Genomic DNA, 16705 nt, shown 5'->3' with positions numbered 1-16705 from the left:
GCAAGCTTGCTCCGACGTGGGGGTTGGCCAATGTACGTGGCTTTGGAAAAAAAATGGCAAGATCATCGTTATAAATACACAAGACGATGATCTGTTTCAAGGGGCCACACCGTTTTACGGGAAATAAATTATTACAGTGGTCTACTGGCTCCGGCGTTTGAGCTTTCCCGCGCCAACAGAGGAGGATGCTTCGTTGATAAAAAAAACCGCAGAGGCGACTCCGCGGTTTTGAAGTTTCACGTCGCGGCTAGGGATATCGCGAGCCGCCTGAAAAGTGTAGGTGAGCCATTGACGCTTTTCCATAGGATTATCCCTGGACACCAACGTAAGTATGGATTCCTCATCAGCTTACTCAGTCACTCTCAATCTTGGATTACCAAAGAGTGTTTTCCGGACTTATAGGTCGGCTTTCGCTCACAACGGGAAGGTAAAGCATCTCCTGTCGGTTCAGCGGCAGAAGCATCGGCATGATGGATATCAAGCGACGTTGTTGGCTGAAATTGTCGTTTGCATATGTTCTAGCCAGATAGGGCGGCGACTAGCGATCGACATGAGACGAAGGTAATTCGACGTGGTGCGTTTAGACTATAGCTATGGGTAAACCGTCAATGCGATGATAGGCAAGCTATGCTTGCGAGCGTCGCTCAAGCATATGTCGGTACTCGATTCTCTGAATTGAATGGCATTGCTGGATTGTCCGGTGAGAGAACGGGGGCTGGGCGTTGACGAAAAAATGCCCGCTCCATGGCGGGCAGGAGGTAAGGAGACCGAGGGCTGTTGGGGACTGCCCTCAATAGGAACTCTAGCGCACCACCAATTGACGCGCACCTACCCAAATGGACAGGGTGGTGGGTCTATACCCGTCCGTTGACGAGTAGCCAAAAGCGACCCATGAGCCATGCTATTGCCAGCACCTGCATTGTCGGCGTAACGTCTGTATCGGCGCCAGCTACGCTTCCGTGCGTTAAAGCCTTCGCGGGCATTACAAACTGAGGTCGACGTGCGTTTAGCTTTTTTGCGGTCGGGGGCTGCTAGCATGCAGTGCAGTATCACCAATGGGCGCAACGGACACGACTCGTGAACTTGCCATTCGTTGAGCCTTCGTCTCTGATAGACGGCCTGACCACGTGCGATTGCACGAATAAAGGCGAATCTGCCAGCGAGCCGCATTAATACTACGCCGATCAAGATCGCGAAGGTTGCACACACATGAAACCGTGCCGTTTCAAACTCGGTGATTGGAGCGTCAAAGGCTAAAATAGCGATGATGGCAGCCGCTTGCAGCGCGACAGCGATCATTGATGCGATGACAAGATGCGCTCGCCACTGCTTAAAGATGCTTATATTTTCGACCATTAAATCCCCAAAAAAGTAAAAATGCAGTGTTGCCTTCTCGCAAAGCCGCACCCTCAGTAAGGCAACGCGACGCATTGAAAGGCGATGGTGCACATACTCTCCATGGCGGCAGGGTTAGAGGGCCGCCAGCGAAAACCGCCGGCCCTCTTGTACACAGAGTTACTGGTCCTTCGCGTCCTTTACTCGTGCGTCTGCACGTTCCTTGTCTGCATCGGCTTGCGCATCAGTCTTTTTCTTGTCCGCTTTAGCCTGAGCGACTGTGGCTTTCTTGTCAGCCTTTGCTTGCTCTTTCTCTGCTTTTTTGTCCGCGTGCGTGACGGGGGCAGTTGTTGAATCGAGGCTTGTCTGTGAGAAGGCGTTCGGTGAGATCGCTAAGACGCTAGCGACGACAGCTGCGCATATGCAATTCGTAGGTTTAAGGGTCGTCATGGATTCTCCGTTTTGAGAAAGTCGGAGGCTTGTCGAGCAATCGCCGTACCACCTGTCCAGGAGAGAGGCGATTCTTCAGCCCCTATTTGACTGTCGCAGTAACATAGGGGAATCGCAACAGACGCGTGTCTTGTCGAGTTACCCGCACAGGAAAAAACTCTCACCATTCTGCGCATGCGGTTTGCTGCATTCTTGCCACGAGTCATGGATTGCTGGAAAAGGAACTCAGGGGGGCGAGGATCTTTCCGATGAACCTGTACCGCGAATTTTTTCGTCGCCGCGCGTTTCGCACCTCCGAAGAGTCCGGGTGGAATTCTCGATGATGATGTTTCAACGCCGCGGGGTCTCGCCATCATGATCTCGGACATCCAGGGTCCACGGCTACCGGTATTTCGACCCATAATACTCAGCGCTTTGTGGTGTTGAATGCGCCGTGTTTCACGGCGCGACGCCCAAAGATTTTGCGAGCAACCCTAAGTTGCGTGCGTAGACCATTAGCCCCCGAAGCCCCAAGGGCGCTCTCCAGCATATTGGGTGGGAGCCGAACGTATCTTGCCCGCGCGTGATCGGTTCAAAAATGTGCGCCAACCTAATACTTTGGATGGCTGCCCCGAGACTGCTAACCTCAATCGAGACGTGGGTCTCGTCCCTACGACGCTCACGCGGACCGGGGTACATGCCCTTCATTATTTGAGCTTTTTACGATGGGCTGAGACATCGCGACGTGTAATATTGACTGTGTTGCCGGCGAGATTACTAGCCGAAAGCTTGGTAACATACGCGCCATGTTCTCCCTTCGCCGTTTCCTGCTGCGAGGTGGCACGGCGAGCCGGGTATTGTTTCTTGCTGCTTTTGCCATCCTTCTTGCGCGCGCGCTCCTGCCGGGCGCCGTCATGCTTGACCCGGATCCGGGGGCGCAGGGCGGTTTCGCACTCGTGATGTGTTCCGGCCATGGCCCGATGTTTGCCAAAAATTCTGGCGTGATGCCGGATATGGCCGACATGATGCCCGACATGGACATGAGCCACATGGCGGGCATGATGCACGACGGCATCAGCATGCACGGCTCAGCGGCTCACGACACGATGGCGGGAGACAACAGCGTCTGTCCGTTCAGTGCCGCGCTGGTCGTTGCCTGCGTGAGCATCGCGCTTGCCGTGGTGCTCTTCACGCTGACACGCGTCACCCAGTTGTGGAGTGCAAGTCTTGCACGCCCGCTGGTACGCATCTCACTGCATTTCCGGCCGCTGTCGCGGGCGCCTCCTCTTTTCGGCTGAAATCCGTCTCCATGCTGCGCGCGCCGTGAGGGTGCCGCGCACGCACGACTATTTCTTTTCGCTGAATCGATAACATGAAGACCAGACAACGACCGCTGCGCGCGGGCGGCGTCGGCACGCGCGCGCTCGTGACGTGCGGTGCCAGCCAGGATTTTTTGGGGGCGCAGACGCGCTTTAAGGCTCTGCCGTTGGGCGTGGCGGTGGCCATTTTGTGCGCGGGTTTCGTGGCCGAAGCTCACGCACAAACAGCCGATCCGGCGACGTCCTCAACGACCACAAAAACCGATGCACAGACGCCCCAGTCGGGTGCTACGGCATCGGCAACAGGTCATGAGCCGGTCGCAGCAGACAGTCAGTTGCCCTCAATCAAGGTCACGGCCACGGCGGACTCGAGCTATAGCACCGACACGGCCACGAGCACGACCAGGACCGATACGCCGATCAAGGACTATGCGGCCTCCATTCAGGTCGTGCCATCGGAAACGTTGCAGGACCGCGGCGTGACGAGCATCGACCAGATCGCCGATAACGTCAGCGGCGTGCACGCTGAGGCGAGCTACGGCGGCAATGGCGCGACGTTCTTCAATATCCGCGGCTTCAGCGAAAGCAACGGCTTGCGCGACGGTTTCCGCAACTACGGCTACTACGCCTTTCGCGACGTTCAGAACATTGACGAGGTCGAGGTATTCAAGGGTCCGGCCGGCGCCCTGTACGGTGGCATCGGTGCGGTAGGCGGCTATATCAACACCGTGTCCAAACGGCCGGAGTGGGAGAACTTCGGCGAAGTCAGCGCGACGGCAGGTAGCTACGGCCTCGGCCGCACGACGGTCGATGTCAATCGCGTCCTGAACGACGACCTGAGCATCCGGCTCAATGCGTCGGCCGAGACCAACTCGACGTTCCAGGACAACGGCGGCTACAAATCGTGGTCGATTGCACCGGCTATCACCTGGGACAATCATCACGGCACCTCGGTGACGCTCTTGAGCGAGTTCAACCACCTGAACCGGGATGGCTTTGACTTCGGTGTGCCTGCCGTCGCCAACTATCAGCAGCTTTCGCGCTCCCGCTATTACGGATTCCGCGACGGCGATTACGGCCGAAACGATACCGTTTCCGAGACGCTGTTATTCGAGCATGCGCTTTCCGAGAACTGGAAACTGCGCCTGGCAGGGCAGTATTCGTACGCGCGCCAGCACTCGACGCAGTCGTTCCCTGACAGCACGAGCGCTACGGACAATCTCCTCGAATACTCTGTCTACAGTGATGCTAACGAAGTCTCGCGCCAATACTCGGCCCGAGCCGAACTGGTGGGCAACTTCTTCACCGGTAGCCTGAAGCATTCGTTACTGGCGGGCGTCGACTACGGCTATCTGGAAGTTGGCAGTGGGGGTTCGCAGGTTTCTACGATGACAGTGGATCTCTTCAATCCCAGCTATGTCTCCGGGCTGACGCCAGCCGGTTCGTTGGCAGGGCATGAGGGGCGGGGCGCCGACTACGGTGTCTATGTGCAGGACCTGATTGATCTGACGCGACAGGTCAAGCTGCAGGTCGGGTTGCGGGCGGACCGGTTCATCAACAGCGCTGATGAAGCCGGTGAGCCGACGGGCCACGGTCAGCAGACGGCCTTCTCGCCACGCGTCGGTCTGGTCTGGCAGCCGACGGCCAGTACGTCGTTCTTCACCGACTGGAGCCGCAGCTACGCGCCGAATGTGAGTCATAGCGGCAGCAACGTCACCTACGCTGCGGAAGTCGCGGAGCAGTACGAAATAGGCGTGAAGCAGGAACTCATCAAAAACCGGCTGAATGCCAACCTCGCGTTGTTCAATATCAACCGGAACCATATCCTGACCACGGATCCCACCAACCCTTTGCTGGAAGTGCTGACGGGCAAGCAGAGGAGCCAGGGCGTGGAGCTTGACATTACTGGCAACATCACGCCGCAATGGAAGGCCATCGTCACGTACGCGTACACGCTTGCGAAAGTCACGAGTGATACGACATATCCGGTGGGCGACAGCCTTAGCAATGTTCCACGCAACAGCGCAAGCGTGTGGACCGTCTATCAGTTGCAGTCGGTTCCGGGCTTGCAGGTCGGGGCGGGCATTTATTACGTTGGCCCGCGCGAAGCGACGCTACCCAATACCTTCAAGCTTGCTGGCTATGTGCGCACCGATGCGATGGCTTCATATCAGCGTGGCCCATGGAAGGCGCAGTTGAACGTTTTCAATCTGTTCAATCGCAAATACTACACCGGGGGCTCGGCCGCGACCTTCGACTACACGCTGACGCCTAGCCCTCCCTTGTCGGCACAGGTGACTCTTTCGTACCGGTTTTAAACTAGGGAACGGAGCGTCGCTCTGGCGCGCGACGCTCCGTCCATATTGTCGGGTTATCATCGGCGACTTTTTTCGCCTTCTAACTCGATGAAATCCGTCCTTCTCTACAATGTCCACGTCTTGAAGGCGTTGGCCGCCGGGACGGGGCGCGTCAGATACTGGCGCGCTTCTTCAACCGCATTGTGCTGAAGATGCAGCCGAGGAGTGCACAGGCACCGCCAAGACACAACGCCATGCGGGCCCCCGAGACGGGCCACAAATGAAAGCACTGGGCGACCAGCCCAGCCCCGAGGGTCTGCCCCATCAGCCGGGAGATCGCGACGACGGCGCTGGCTCCGCCGCTGCGCGCCCCGGTCGCTCCGTTCATGATTTCGCGCATGTTCGGCGACTGAAACAGCCCGAATCCAATTCCGCAAACACCGAGTCGTACGGCGATACCCAGGCTCGACGCGCCGCTGCCCATCGTCGCCAGCAACACCATACCCAGCGTCAGGAGAATGAGCCCAACGCTGCAAAGGAGACCGGATGGATACCGGTCGCTAAGCGGCGCGACGACCACGGCCATGACCGCCACGAGCAGCGGCCATGCGGCAATGACGAAACCGGTTTCGGTCACCGGCATGCTGAAGGCGCCTTGAAGCAGAAACGGCAGGGAAACGAGTGCGAGCGATTGCGTAGCGAAAGCGCAGATCGACGTTGGCCAGCGTTTTAGGGTGTTGGGCATCGGCGTCGCGGAAACGACGCAGCGAACAAGGGAGTATCGCGCTGTCAATCGCATAGTGACGGGCTGGCCGGATCACTCGCGGATACGAAACAGGCTGCCCTCGAAGTATTTTCAAATATTTCAAAAGTATCCAAATATCATTTGGATATCGAAAAATATTCTATTGATTGTCTTTGACAATCCGAGGGGTGGTGAGCAATCATCATACAAATACGCAAATAAAAATATCTAATCTGTATCGAAAGTTAACTATAGAAAATCAAAGTATGGAGACTAAGATGAGCGAGAGTATTTATTCTAGAAGAAATAGACCGACCAATGCCGCCCGTGTATCTGCATTGCGAGATGCAATTAATAAGAATAAATGCGTGAGAATTATTGAGGCATTCAGCCCTCTCACAGCATTGATGATCGAATCCATCAAAAATGGTCGCGACGACGGATTCGATGGATTTTGGTCTAGCTCATTGACGGACTCCACTATTCGCGGTAAGCCTGATATTGAGTTATTGAATTTAAGAAATAGACTCGAAAATATCAACGAGATATTTGAGAACACGACACTGCCATTGGTAATGGATGGCGATACTGGCGGCCAGGCTGAACATCTTGCGATCAATATACCGTTGATAGAGGCAGCCGGTGTTTCATCGATAATTATTGAAGATAAAATTGGATTGAAAAGAAATTCCTTGTTTGGAAATGAAGTTTTTCAAGAGCAAGACGATCCAGATTTTTTTGTTGATAAGATAAAAGTTGCAAAATTGGTGAAAATAAGCTCCGATTTTATGGTTATCGCCAGAATAGAAAGTCTTATTCTTGAAAAGGGGATGACCGATGCTCTGCATCGAGCATACAAGTATACTGAATCTGGAGCAGATGGGATTATGATTCATAGTCGAAAAGAATCCGCAGATGAGGTTTTCGAATTCGCACGGCGTTATCGAAAAGCTTTTCCGAATATCCCGCTCGTCTGTGTGCCGACGAGCTACAACTCGGTGCGCTTCCATGAATTCTCAGAAGCTGGATTCAATATTGTGATTTATGCGAATCAGCTTCTTCGCGCTGCATTTCCCGCAATGGAAAAAGTCGCAAAGTCAATCCTAGAAAATGGGCGCTCTCTCGAGATTGAGCCCACCCTACAGCCGGTCAAAGAAGTGATTTCCTTGGTGCCGAGCCCCGTCTGACGTGTCTATGTCAAATTGATTTTGCGCAGGCGTAATCAGAGAGTGCAAGTTGTTAAATTTCCCCCAACCCAACTGGAAGATAAGGTGATTTCAAATCCAAGCAATATTGGAGAGAGCTATGCCGAAATGAGGTATAGCAGTGCTCATAACATTCTTCGTTCTGAATCAATTTATGGTGACGGATTTCAAAGCCCGGGAGGACTGTCCGGATTTATATCTGAATTAGGCGATAAGATAAAAATCGAATCGGGGAATAAGATTATTGATGTTGGTTCCGGATTAGGTGGTGCGGCATTCTACTTTGCGAATGAATTTGATGTGGAGATCGTAGGGTTGGATACCTCTCCGATCATGACGGACATCGCGATTTCGCGCCAGAAAGTGCGAGATCCATTTCAAAGGGTTACGTTTCTTAATACTGATATCCATTCTGCTGATATCAAGGAGAAGTCAGTCGATATTATTTATTCAAGAGACACGCTGATGTATGAAAAAAATAAACAATCGTTCTTCGAACGGTGCTTTTCAATTTTGAGGCCCGGAGGTTTGATATATATTACCGATTTTTGTAAAAATGACAAATCGAAGGATTTCGATAATTTCGAATCCTCCTCTGGCTATGATCTGAAAACGATTGCGGAGTATTCCGAGATAATATCGAATTCGGGATTTGATTGTTTGGCTTCCGATGATATCAGTCAGAGTACAATTGAGAAGCTATCTTCCGATTTGCGCGAATATAAAAATAAGACTCAAAAGAATAGTGACTTAATAAAGAAGCAGGATGCTGATCATATCGTTGGGCGATGGGTGGAGAAAATTAATCTGCTAAAAAGTAGGTGTTTGGCCCAGGGATTCTTCATTGGTGTGAAATCTTAATATAGGCAAATTGAGTAAATGTCATGCTAAAGAAAAATAGTGATCATCTAGAATTGTCTTGGCCAGACGGGGAAATTTTCAGATTTCATTGGCTGTGGCTGCGTCAAGCATGTGAATGTTCTGACTGCTTTAACAGTTATGCTCGGCAGCGATACTTTGATCCCAGCATCTACTTCTCCGACGCAGATCCTGAATTTGTAGTCGAAAAAGGTGACGTTTTATCTATTATTTGGAAAGATGGACATGTAAGCGAGTATCAATTGGACTCGCTTCGTCGAAATTCGTATTCAGGAAAAAGCACAGCGCCGTTAGGTAATAAAAGAATAACGTGGGCTCGTTGGCCACAAGATGAATTGCCTCATTCGATTCATTTTAAATTAAATGAGGCATTGGAGAGTGATCTTGTTATTCATAAAGCATTAAGTTCGCTTTTCGAGTTTGGACTGATTGTATTTAAAGCGGACGAAAATTCAGTGGTTGATTCGACCAGAATATGCGATCGACTTGGCGGGTTGCTAGATCGTTCTTATTTTGGTGATTATTTCGATATAGAGGCGAAAGATGAAAGTACTACTGATAGCGTCGCCTTCAGTACACGAGAACTTCCGTTGCATACAGATGTTCCATATTATTCTCCGCCACCAGAATACCAATTTTTGTATGGGCTGGAGGTCAATAATCTTGCAACATCGTCAAAATCCGGAAGTACTCGATTCATTGACGGTCTGACGACTGCACTAGAGATGAAAGAGTCAAATTTTGAAGATTTTCGGATTTTGTCCGAAATTCCGGTTGTGAATAGGGCGGCGTTTCCCACAGCAGATAGGATCTACGAAAATAGAACTTCGATTATTAAGATCGGTAGGGATGGTGAAGTCGAACGACTGATGAACAATCCATCAAAAATGTTTTTCGACGATGTTGGGTATGACGATATGCTTCCACTTTTTAATGCATATAAGAATTTTAAAGAAAGACTTTCACGTTCAAAAAATTCATACTCGCACACATGGTCAACAGCAGATATGGTTGTATGGGATAACCGTCGGATCTTCCACGGGCGCGAAGAATTTAGTGCCCCAGGTGTAAAGAGATTTCTTCGTGGCGGTTATTTTAAAGAGGTGGAGTTATATTCTAGGGCGCGTTATCTCACTAAGAAATTTAGAGCCGATGATATGATGAAGTTCCCGTCCTGATTCGCAGTATTTAATAAATTAATTAAAGATATTTGTGATTCTTGGCAATTGGAAGTAGGTCGGTTGTCCAAGTAATTAGAATTTTGGCATGACTTCCATATTGCCATTTTTGCTTCTAAATTATATCTAGATAATTAATTTATTTGATTTTTTCTATTGATGAAAAACTAAAAGTAACATGGTGTTTATTGTCACACTATTTTATAGTCCGCGAACATGCAAAAATTCGATAATCTGATTGCAGGCCATTGGTGTGCTGGTGTGAAATACCGGCCGAACGTGAATCCGAGTGATTTATCAGATATAGTTGGTCAGTATACGCAAGGAGATGTTGCCCATGTAGACGCCGCAGTGGAAGCCGCCAATTTGGCATTTCCAGCGTGGTCTGCTGGCAGTATTCAGGACAGAGCCGATGTGCTGGATAAAATTGGTAATGAAATTCTTGCGCGCAAGGAAGCTCTTGGCGTGTTGCTGGCGCGTGAGGAAGGTAAGACCAAATCAGAAGCTATTGCGGAAGCGAATCGGGCCGGGCAAATCTTTAAATTCTTCGCGGGCGAATGTCTGCGCTTGGCTGGAGAGACGTTGCCTTCGGTGCGATCAAATATTGGGATTGAGATTACGCGTGAACCCGTAGGCGTGGTTGGGCTAATTACTCCTTGGAACTATCCGCTTGCCATTCCCGCGTGGAAGATTGCTCCCGCGCTGGCCTTCGGAAACTGCGTGGTATTGAAGCCGGCAGAATTGGTTCCCGGGAGTGCTTGGGCGCTCAGTGAGATCATTAGTCGCTCCGGAATTTCTGCAGGGGTGTTCAACCTCGTGATGGGCAGCGGCAGCGTGATCGGGGATGCACTCGTTAATCACCCTGGGGTTGACGCCATTAGTTTTACGGGTTCGGAAACTGTGGGTCGACGCGTTGCGACTCAGTGTGCTACTCATCATAAGACGGTACAGCTGGAAATGGGTGGGAAGAATCCCCAGGTGATCCTTGACGACGCGGACTTAACCGTAGCAGTCGAACTTAGTGTGAAGAGCGCTTTCTATTCAACGGGCCAACGCTGTACAGCAGCTAGTCGACTCATCGTGACAGAAGGTGTCTACTCAAAATTCGTCGAAATGATGAAGCGGCGCATGGCTGAGATCAACGTTGGTGATGCTCTGGCCGAGGGAACCGATGTCGGTCCCGTTTCTTCTCAGCAGCAACTCGAACAAGATCTTGACTATATAAGGATTGGTCTAGACGAAGGAGCCACCTTGGCCATTGGAGGCGAAAGGATTAAAAGGGAAGCGGACGGATACTATCTATCGCCGGCGCTCTTTACTGATTCCTCCGCCACTATGCGTATAAATAGGGAGGAAATTTTCGGTCCCGTTGCTAGTGTAATTCGCGTAAAAGACTACGAGGAAGCCCTGTTCACGGCAAACGATAGTGAATATGGCCTATCGGCAGGAATCGCTACCACTTCCTTGAAATATGCGATGCATTTTAAACGTCACAGTCAAGCGGGAATTGTGATGGTTAACCTGCCGACTGCGGGATCCGACTATCACGTGCCATTCGGTGGCCGTAAGAGATCAAGCTATGGCCCACGGGAGCAAGGCCAGTATGCTAAAGAATTCTTTACTTCCGTGAAGACAGCATATATAGCAACTTGATCCGTGATGACTTCGCTTGGATCGGAGTATTTTTTTGTTAGTCAATTTTAATTAATATTCGAATGTAATTTATTTAGCAAAATAACCATTGGGGATTTTATCCGGTTTTTGTGTGGTCGATGTGTGGACGTGTTATATCGAGATAAATTTGATTATTGATCAAGAAGTATTTTAAAAAATGACTATAACGATTATTGGGTTGGTGATGTTTGCAGCACTACTGCATGCTGTATGGAATGCAATATTACGAAGTGGTGAGGATCCGCTCTGGTCGGTCACAGTTAAAAGCTTCGCCACTACTATTGGCGCAGCAATTTTTGCTCTATTTATTCCGATTCCGCATAAAGAAAGCTGGAATTATTTGATTATTTCGTCCGCGTTGCAGTTGGGTTGCTCGATATTTTTGGCATATGCGTATAAAAGCGGTCAACTGTGGCAAGTTTACCCAGTAGTAAGAGGCAGCATTCCTCTATTGGTTACTCTTGGTGGCATTCTATTTATGAGGCAATATCCGAGTGCGACTTCTTTGATGGGCGTGCTTCTGATTGTGGCCGGAATCGCGAGTCTCATTTATGGACGAGGAGGTTCTTCGATACTATCGGTTCTATATGCGATAGTTGCGGGCCTGTTCGTTGCTAGCTACGTCTCAATCGATTCGATTGGCGTTCGTTTAGCAGGAAATCCGCTTTCCTACGCCGCGTGGATGTTTTTGATTTACGGGATCATGACGCCAGTTGCATTTATTGGATTGCGTAGAAAATCAATAAAGAATGTTGTCACACAAGAGGCACTAAAGGCGATGTCTGGTGGGGTAGTGTCGCTGACGGGATACGCAGCCTTTACGGTTGCCTTGTCACTTGGTCCCGTCGGGCCTATATCTGCTCTTCGAGAAACCAGTGTCGTTTTTTCCGCAATTATATCTTGGCTATTCCTCGGAGAAGCGCTAACAATTCTTAGAGTTCTATCTTGTGTTGTGGTCTCGATTGGCGCGGCGTGCGTGGCGTTGAAATTATAGATTGCACGGCGATTGAAAAAATCGGGCGCAGTGTGTGAGCTGCTCCCCTAGAGCAGCACGCTGAAGGTGTAGAGTCCGTTCCAGAAAGAGCTGCGATGAAGAAGTGATTCATCGAAGAGCAGATATTGGTATGCTGAGAGAGCGATGCGCTGACAGGTTTCACTGCCCTTAAAAACCGAATCGATACGTCTGTCGAATCCGACGTTACGCTTTTCCAACTCACGTAACTGATCCATCAGATCGGCTAGCATCTCGCGCGCGAGCAGCGTCAAGGCATTCGAGGTGTCGGTGACGACGACAGGAATCTCCCGACGCGCACGGGTAATCGATTGCGCGAACACGATACCTCGCTCAGCGAGAATACGCCGCATCTGACTCACAAGTCCTGTGCGATTGCTGACAAGGCGTTTACAGGCGTGGTGAAGACTTTGGACATCCTGTTGCTCAACTGACTTAATCGGCACAAAGCGTATTGACGGTCGTTGCAACGCCTCACAGTTCGCCTCTGCATCCTTGCTGTCAGTCTTGTTTCCCTTCACAAAGGGCTTCACAAGTTGAGGGCCGATGAGTTTGACCAAATGACCTTGCTGCTGGAACTGTCGCGCCCAGTGATGAGTACTTGAGCGCGCCTCCATCCCCATAGTGCATGGCGCAAGCCGGGGAACCCGCTCTGTCAGTTGTGCGCGGCCGACGCGGCGTCACAGCACAGGTTGCCAGTGGCATCAACACCGTACACCTGAAAGACATTTTTCGCTAAATCCATGGCAAGGAATCGAATGGTGTCCATGACAACACTCCTGTAAGCGAGAGCACCTGCAGCGCAGTTCGCGCAGGCGCAAGCAACAAAGGAATTTTCAACCTCGGATTCCAATTACGCTTCGTACTAAAATTGGGGGACAGGTTACGCTTCCCAAACGTCCAGCCGCCGCCTCGGTCGCTGCTCTTTGCTCGATCGCTCAGGTCGTGCATACGCCGCACGAAATTCTCGCGCTGATATTCATCTCGATCACAGCGCTGAGAGGGACGTTCGATACACGGCGCCAAGCGCAAACTAATAGCTAGGTGCAGGTACCATGGATGGGGCCTGTATCTCTGGCAAATCTAATCAAACAAGGCGGTTCGAGGTGTCGTCGTCTGCCCAATTTCATTGGTATGGGCTGAGTCCTGTATCCCAGGCCCGCCGTCGAGCGCGGGAGTACGTTTTGCACAACTGCGCTAATCGCCGCGTCAGAAGACATTTGAGCGGCACGACCGCGTTACAACCGGGCGACCGATTACTAAGGCCACCGTGCAGTCAACGTGCTACGGCGTGGTTGCTAACGCAACAATGATCGTGCCGCACGCAGATACTACAAACTTCCACAACAATCGAGATACCCGCAAGCGCCAGAGCCGACTATGTCCATTGCTTTGGAAACGATCGTAATATTTCCGCTCTTCGGCCAGTATCGAGTCAGCAGAGCACGACATTCACGGCGAGCCCACCGAGTGCTGTCTCCTTGTATTTCGCCTTCATGTCCGCGCCGGTTTGTGCCATTGTGCGAATCACCGAGTCGAGCGAAACGTGATGACGGCCATCGCCATTTAGCGCCATACGTGCGGCATTCACGGCCTTGACCGCACCGATCGCATTGCGCTCGATGCACGGAATCTGGACCGATCCGTCCACAGTATCGCAAGTGAGTCCGAGGTTGTGTTCCATGCCGATCTCAGCAGCGTGCTCGACCTGCCCCGGTGTGCCGCCCAACACCGCAGCCAGCGCACCCGCAGCCATCGACGTTGCGACCCCGACTTCGCCCTGACAACCGACCTCGGCGCCGGATATCGACGCATTTAGCTTGTACAGCATGCCGATCGCTCCTGCCGTTAGCAGGAACTCGCAGATGCCGTCGTCGTTGGCACGTTCGATAAAGCGCACATAGTAATTCAGTACGGCCGGCACAATGCCGCTGGCGCCATTGGTCGGTGCTGTCACGACGCGCCCGCCTGCTGCGTTCTCCTCGTTGACTGCCATCGCGAACAGATTCAACCAGTCCATCCTGTCGAACATTGCGTCGGCGGTCGTGCTGAGCGAGGCAAGCGCGCGATACAGCGTTGGGGCGCGACGTACAATGCCCGACTTCGGCAGCGCGAAACTATCTGGATCGTTCGGCCCCTCGCAACCGCGCTGTACACACTGCCTCATCGGTTCCCAGATAAGCAGCAAATCGGAGCGTACTGTAGCAGGGTCGGCACGAGCACATTCGTTTGCTAAGGCAAGCTCGGCGATTGACAGACCGCTTTCGCTGCATCGTGCTAATAATGTGTCGCCCGCGGCGTCCGTCCTCTCGACCGGACTAATCTCCGGGGCTTCCCGACATCTGGTGGTAGCTTTACTGCGTCCTCTGGCGGCCTAAGTTCCTCGGCGCGCTACTACGACCCACTTATAGCCGTATCGCCTGCTGCAGCAGTTCCAGGGCTTTCAGTTCGTCGAGGCGACCGGTGCGTGCCTTGCCGGCCAGCGTCTTGATTAATGCTTCCGCTATCGGCGCGATACCGTGAAGATTGTCCAGGCTCGTTACCAAAGCGACGGGGAGCGCCGCCTGGTTTAGCTGCGGTACTGCGGAGGCCGCAAACGACTCTGGGCTCGCCGGTGTGGCTACCGGGGCACCGTCACCACTGTCTTCAAGGATGTGATCGAACGAGTTTTCTTGCGAGTCATTTACGTGATCTTGCGGGTCGGTAGCGATCGCCTCTTTCGCTGCTGCAACAACCGCCTGAACAACTGGGGGATTTTCTGGCTCGACCACCGGTGTGCGTCGCGCACGCGCCTTTGCGACGGCGGTCTTCGTCGGTACGGCATCCTTTGTTACGGACGCAAGCGATTCGTGCTGTTGAGCGGATGCGCGTGCGCGCGACGCAGGCGCAAGCATACGCGACACAGACTCCGGAATTTCCTCTTCGGAGCGGGGGGTGTCCAGCCAGCCACTTGGCAAACCCAGCCGCTCCGTGAACCGGTTCGCTTCGACAGTGTCCAGGCGTTTTTTGCCATGCAGTCGGTGGGCCATGTTGGACCCACTCAATTCCATAACGACACCAAGTCTTGCTTTCGATCCGTTGCGACTCGTGAGAACGTGAAGGTTGGCGCGTCGGACGTTCTCTATGTCGGCGCCGTCGTTTAGTGCCAGCGATTGCTGCAGGGTCGCTTCAGGGGCCGCGCCATTTTTCGAACGCGGGCTTTTTTTCGGCATCTGTGCCTTCGGCTGTCCGGCTGGTTCGCCCAGACTCGTCTTGACGGCCTTGGGGCTACCGCCAGTTGCTTTTCTGGGCATTTGCGCTTCCTCGGACAAACTGTCTTTAAGAGATGGTTGCTGGTCGACGGGCAGGGCGGAAGCCAGCCTGAATGCTTCGTGCTCCGCGTCAGGTTGGTCGTCTGTTTGAATAAAGTCGAGTGGTGATTTGAGCCGAGCGATGGTCTCGGCTGTGAGCCCAGGATTGGGCTGGTCAAAAAAACCTTGCGGCAACCCGAGTGTAGTTTCCATATGAAAGGCTGTCTCAGGTGTGAACCTCTCGCCCTTCAACAGTTCGGCTACGCGCGACATGCTGGACTCAAGCGCGATTGCGATGTTTTCTGCGCCCACTGCATCGACGAGAAACTGAAAAGCTCGTGTCTTGAAAATGGAAGCCGTCTGGGCGGGCTCCTGGGCAGGAGCCTTCACATACGGCGATTTCTGTCGATTGGGCTGAGGCTTTTTTTCGTGGCGAGGATGGCGTTGGCCGCTGTCGCGGGATCCCGCATATCGCCCGCGGGCTTGATTCATAAGGTAGGGCTCCATGCGAGCGTTAATTTCCTGAAGGTCTTCATTATAGACGCAGCGATGTTGACATTCGTTGCGTTATTAGCGTCTGGAGTGAAGCTGTACGCCAGGATGCAGATAGCGGGATTTTGGAAGTACTTGATCCCCATGAGCAGATGACAGACGACAAGGATACCGAACGAAATTGCAATAGGATCTAGCCAGTCATCGAGCCGCGATGAGATGGGGGTCTTCCGACGCTGACGACAGCAATCCGACTTTCCTTTCAAGGCGGTGCGAGGTTTTTCGCGTACTACCGCGAACCTGTGCTCCAACAAAAAGGCCGGCCCGGCCGGACCCACCTACGGCGCAAGCGATAGTCTACCGGTTGCTCGATAAGTCTCGCGTTTTGCCTGAAGACGGTCAATGCGCCTCCGACGCACCACCGCCGTCAGTTGCGCCCGTTGCTCCAAGAATGAAGCCGCACCGTTCACGCTAACTACGACCCTTTAGCGTGAACGGTGCGAGAAGCGACTGAACGTCCACCTGCTGTCCTTGCAGTAGGAGCAGTCGCGCGTGCAGGACGGTATTTTCCAGAACAAGCTTGGCCGTGCTGAGAAGGTACAGTGCATGGATGTCGGAGGCCGGCATGCCCTCTTCGACGACGTGGTGTCGCTCGACGAGCGAAATCATCACGAGACGCCTGAGTTCGTCCTCCCCAAATGGTAAGTCGGCATAGTCAATGGGGTCCTCTGCTTCGACTTCGCGCAGCATTTCAACCAGGGTGTCGGTGCTCACCTGCATGTGTGGCTCCTTAACATCGGGTCGCGAAACACTTTCAGGCTAACGGCTTCCTCGGCGAGTGTCCAGCGGG

At 52.5% G+C, this 16705-nt stretch carries 14 protein-coding genes and 1 pseudogene; 7 read left to right on the top strand and 8 right to left on the bottom strand.

What is annotated here, in order from left to right; genetic code table 11:
• Positions 1 to 141 precede the first annotated feature (141 nt).
• The 3 genes from U5A67_RS38230 to U5A67_RS38220 form a co-directional block, all read right to left on the bottom strand.
• A complete protein-coding gene (locus tag U5A67_RS38230; RefSeq protein WP_321818638.1) occupies positions 142 to 303 on the bottom strand; it encodes a hypothetical protein in 162 nt (53 codons plus the stop codon).
• A gap of 525 nt (positions 304 to 828) precedes the next feature.
• Positions 829 to 1449 (bottom strand): hypothetical protein, encoded by a 621-nt coding sequence (locus U5A67_RS38225; RefSeq protein WP_321818637.1) that lies wholly within the window; start codon positions 1447 to 1449, stop codon positions 829 to 831.
• Positions 1450 to 1515: 66 nt separating this feature from the next.
• Positions 1516 to 1785, bottom strand: a complete 270-nt coding sequence (locus tag U5A67_RS38220; protein ID WP_321818636.1) for a hypothetical protein — start codon at positions 1783 to 1785, stop codon at positions 1516 to 1518.
• 785 nt (positions 1786 to 2570) lie between these two features.
• Here U5A67_RS38220 and U5A67_RS38215 point away from each other — a divergent pair.
• On the top strand, positions 2571 to 3062 hold the full coding sequence (locus tag U5A67_RS38215; protein ID WP_321818635.1) for a hypothetical protein: 492 nt from the start codon (positions 2571 to 2573) through the stop codon (positions 3060 to 3062).
• Positions 3063 to 3136: 74 nt separating this feature from the next.
• Positions 3137 to 5401 (top strand): TonB-dependent receptor, encoded by a 2265-nt coding sequence (locus tag U5A67_RS38210; RefSeq protein ID WP_321818634.1) that lies wholly within the window; start codon positions 3137 to 3139, stop codon positions 5399 to 5401.
• 151 nt (positions 5402 to 5552) lie between these two features.
• Here U5A67_RS38210 and U5A67_RS38205 read toward each other — a convergent pair whose 3' ends face one another.
• On the bottom strand, positions 5553 to 6125 hold the full coding sequence (locus U5A67_RS38205) for an MFS transporter (protein ID WP_321818633.1): 573 nt from the start codon (positions 6123 to 6125) through the stop codon (positions 5553 to 5555).
• A 278-nt stretch (positions 6126 to 6403) separates the two neighbouring features.
• Between U5A67_RS38205 and aepX the strand changes: the two genes are divergently transcribed.
• The 5 genes from aepX to U5A67_RS38180 all read left to right on the top strand — a co-directional run bounded on the left by aepX (position 6404) and on the right by U5A67_RS38180 (position 12055).
• Positions 6404 to 7312 (top strand): phosphoenolpyruvate mutase, encoded by a 909-nt coding sequence (gene aepX / locus U5A67_RS38200; protein WP_321818632.1) that lies wholly within the window; start codon positions 6404 to 6406, stop codon positions 7310 to 7312.
• Positions 7313 to 7354: 42 nt separating this feature from the next.
• Positions 7355 to 8191, top strand: a complete 837-nt coding sequence (locus U5A67_RS38195; protein ID WP_321818631.1) for a methyltransferase domain-containing protein — start codon at positions 7355 to 7357, stop codon at positions 8189 to 8191.
• A 23-nt stretch (positions 8192 to 8214) separates the two neighbouring features.
• Positions 8215 to 9387 (top strand): TauD/TfdA family dioxygenase, encoded by a 1173-nt coding sequence (locus U5A67_RS38190; protein ID WP_321818630.1) that lies wholly within the window; start codon positions 8215 to 8217, stop codon positions 9385 to 9387.
• Between the two features lie 216 nt (positions 9388 to 9603).
• A complete protein-coding gene (locus U5A67_RS38185) occupies positions 9604 to 11040 on the top strand; it encodes an aldehyde dehydrogenase family protein (protein ID WP_321818629.1) in 1437 nt (478 codons plus the stop codon).
• 178 nt (positions 11041 to 11218) lie between these two features.
• On the top strand, positions 11219 to 12055 hold the full coding sequence (locus U5A67_RS38180) for a DMT family transporter (protein WP_321818628.1): 837 nt from the start codon (positions 11219 to 11221) through the stop codon (positions 12053 to 12055).
• Positions 12056 to 12102: 47 nt separating this feature from the next.
• Here the strand turns inward: U5A67_RS38180 and U5A67_RS38175 are convergent, their stop codons facing one another.
• From U5A67_RS38175 to U5A67_RS38160, 4 genes and pseudogenes are all read right to left on the bottom strand, one after another.
• On the bottom strand, positions 12103 to 12690 hold the full coding sequence (locus U5A67_RS38175) for an IS110 family transposase (protein WP_321818627.1): 588 nt from the start codon (positions 12688 to 12690) through the stop codon (positions 12103 to 12105).
• A gap of 818 nt (positions 12691 to 13508) precedes the next feature.
• Positions 13509 to 14366, bottom strand: a pseudogene (locus U5A67_RS38170) (L-serine ammonia-lyase); the annotation flags it as partial.
• A 112-nt stretch (positions 14367 to 14478) separates the two neighbouring features.
• Entirely contained in the window at positions 14479 to 15855 is a 1377-nt protein-coding gene (locus tag U5A67_RS38165) for a hypothetical protein (protein ID WP_321959812.1), read from the bottom strand.
• Between the two features lie 471 nt (positions 15856 to 16326).
• Positions 16327 to 16635, bottom strand: a complete 309-nt coding sequence (locus U5A67_RS38160; protein ID WP_321818733.1) for a hypothetical protein — start codon at positions 16633 to 16635, stop codon at positions 16327 to 16329.
• Between the last annotated feature and the right edge of the window lie 70 nt (positions 16636 to 16705).

The sequence above is a fragment of the Paraburkholderia sp. J69-1 genome (assembly GCF_905220255.1).
Taxonomy (GTDB): Bacteria; Pseudomonadota; Gammaproteobacteria; order Burkholderiales; family Burkholderiaceae; genus Paraburkholderia.
This window is presented reverse-complemented; position numbering and strand designations above follow the sequence as displayed.

Excerpts from the sequence above, each read along its gene's own strand:
- U5A67_RS38230 (WP_321818638.1), bottom strand. The coding sequence starts at position 303 with ATGGAAAAGCGTCAATGGCTCACCTACACTTTTCAGGCGGCTCGCGAT.
- U5A67_RS38220 (WP_321818636.1), bottom strand. The coding sequence starts at position 1,785 with ATGACGACCCTTAAACCTACGAATTGCATATGCGCAGCTGTCGTCGCT.
- U5A67_RS38215 (WP_321818635.1), top strand. The coding sequence starts at position 2,571 with ATGTTCTCCCTTCGCCGTTTCCTGCTGCGAGGTGGCACGGCGAGCCGG.
- U5A67_RS38210 (WP_321818634.1), top strand. The coding sequence starts at position 3,137 with ATGAAGACCAGACAACGACCGCTGCGCGCGGGCGGCGTCGGCACGCGC.
- U5A67_RS38205 (WP_321818633.1), bottom strand. The coding sequence starts at position 6,125 with ATGCCCAACACCCTAAAACGCTGGCCAACGTCGATCTGCGCTTTCGCT.
- aepX (WP_321818632.1), top strand. The coding sequence starts at position 6,404 with ATGAGCGAGAGTATTTATTCTAGAAGAAATAGACCGACCAATGCCGCC.
- U5A67_RS38190 (WP_321818630.1), top strand. The coding sequence starts at position 8,215 with ATGCTAAAGAAAAATAGTGATCATCTAGAATTGTCTTGGCCAGACGGG.
- U5A67_RS38185 (WP_321818629.1), top strand. The coding sequence starts at position 9,604 with ATGCAAAAATTCGATAATCTGATTGCAGGCCATTGGTGTGCTGGTGTG.
- U5A67_RS38180 (WP_321818628.1), top strand. The coding sequence starts at position 11,219 with ATGACTATAACGATTATTGGGTTGGTGATGTTTGCAGCACTACTGCAT.
- U5A67_RS38175 (WP_321818627.1), bottom strand. The coding sequence starts at position 12,690 with ATGGAGGCGCGCTCAAGTACTCATCACTGGGCGCGACAGTTCCAGCAG.
- U5A67_RS38165 (WP_321959812.1), bottom strand. The coding sequence starts at position 15,855 with ATGAATCAAGCCCGCGGGCGATATGCGGGATCCCGCGACAGCGGCCAA.
- U5A67_RS38160 (WP_321818733.1), bottom strand. The coding sequence starts at position 16,635 with ATGCAGGTGAGCACCGACACCCTGGTTGAAATGCTGCGCGAAGTCGAA.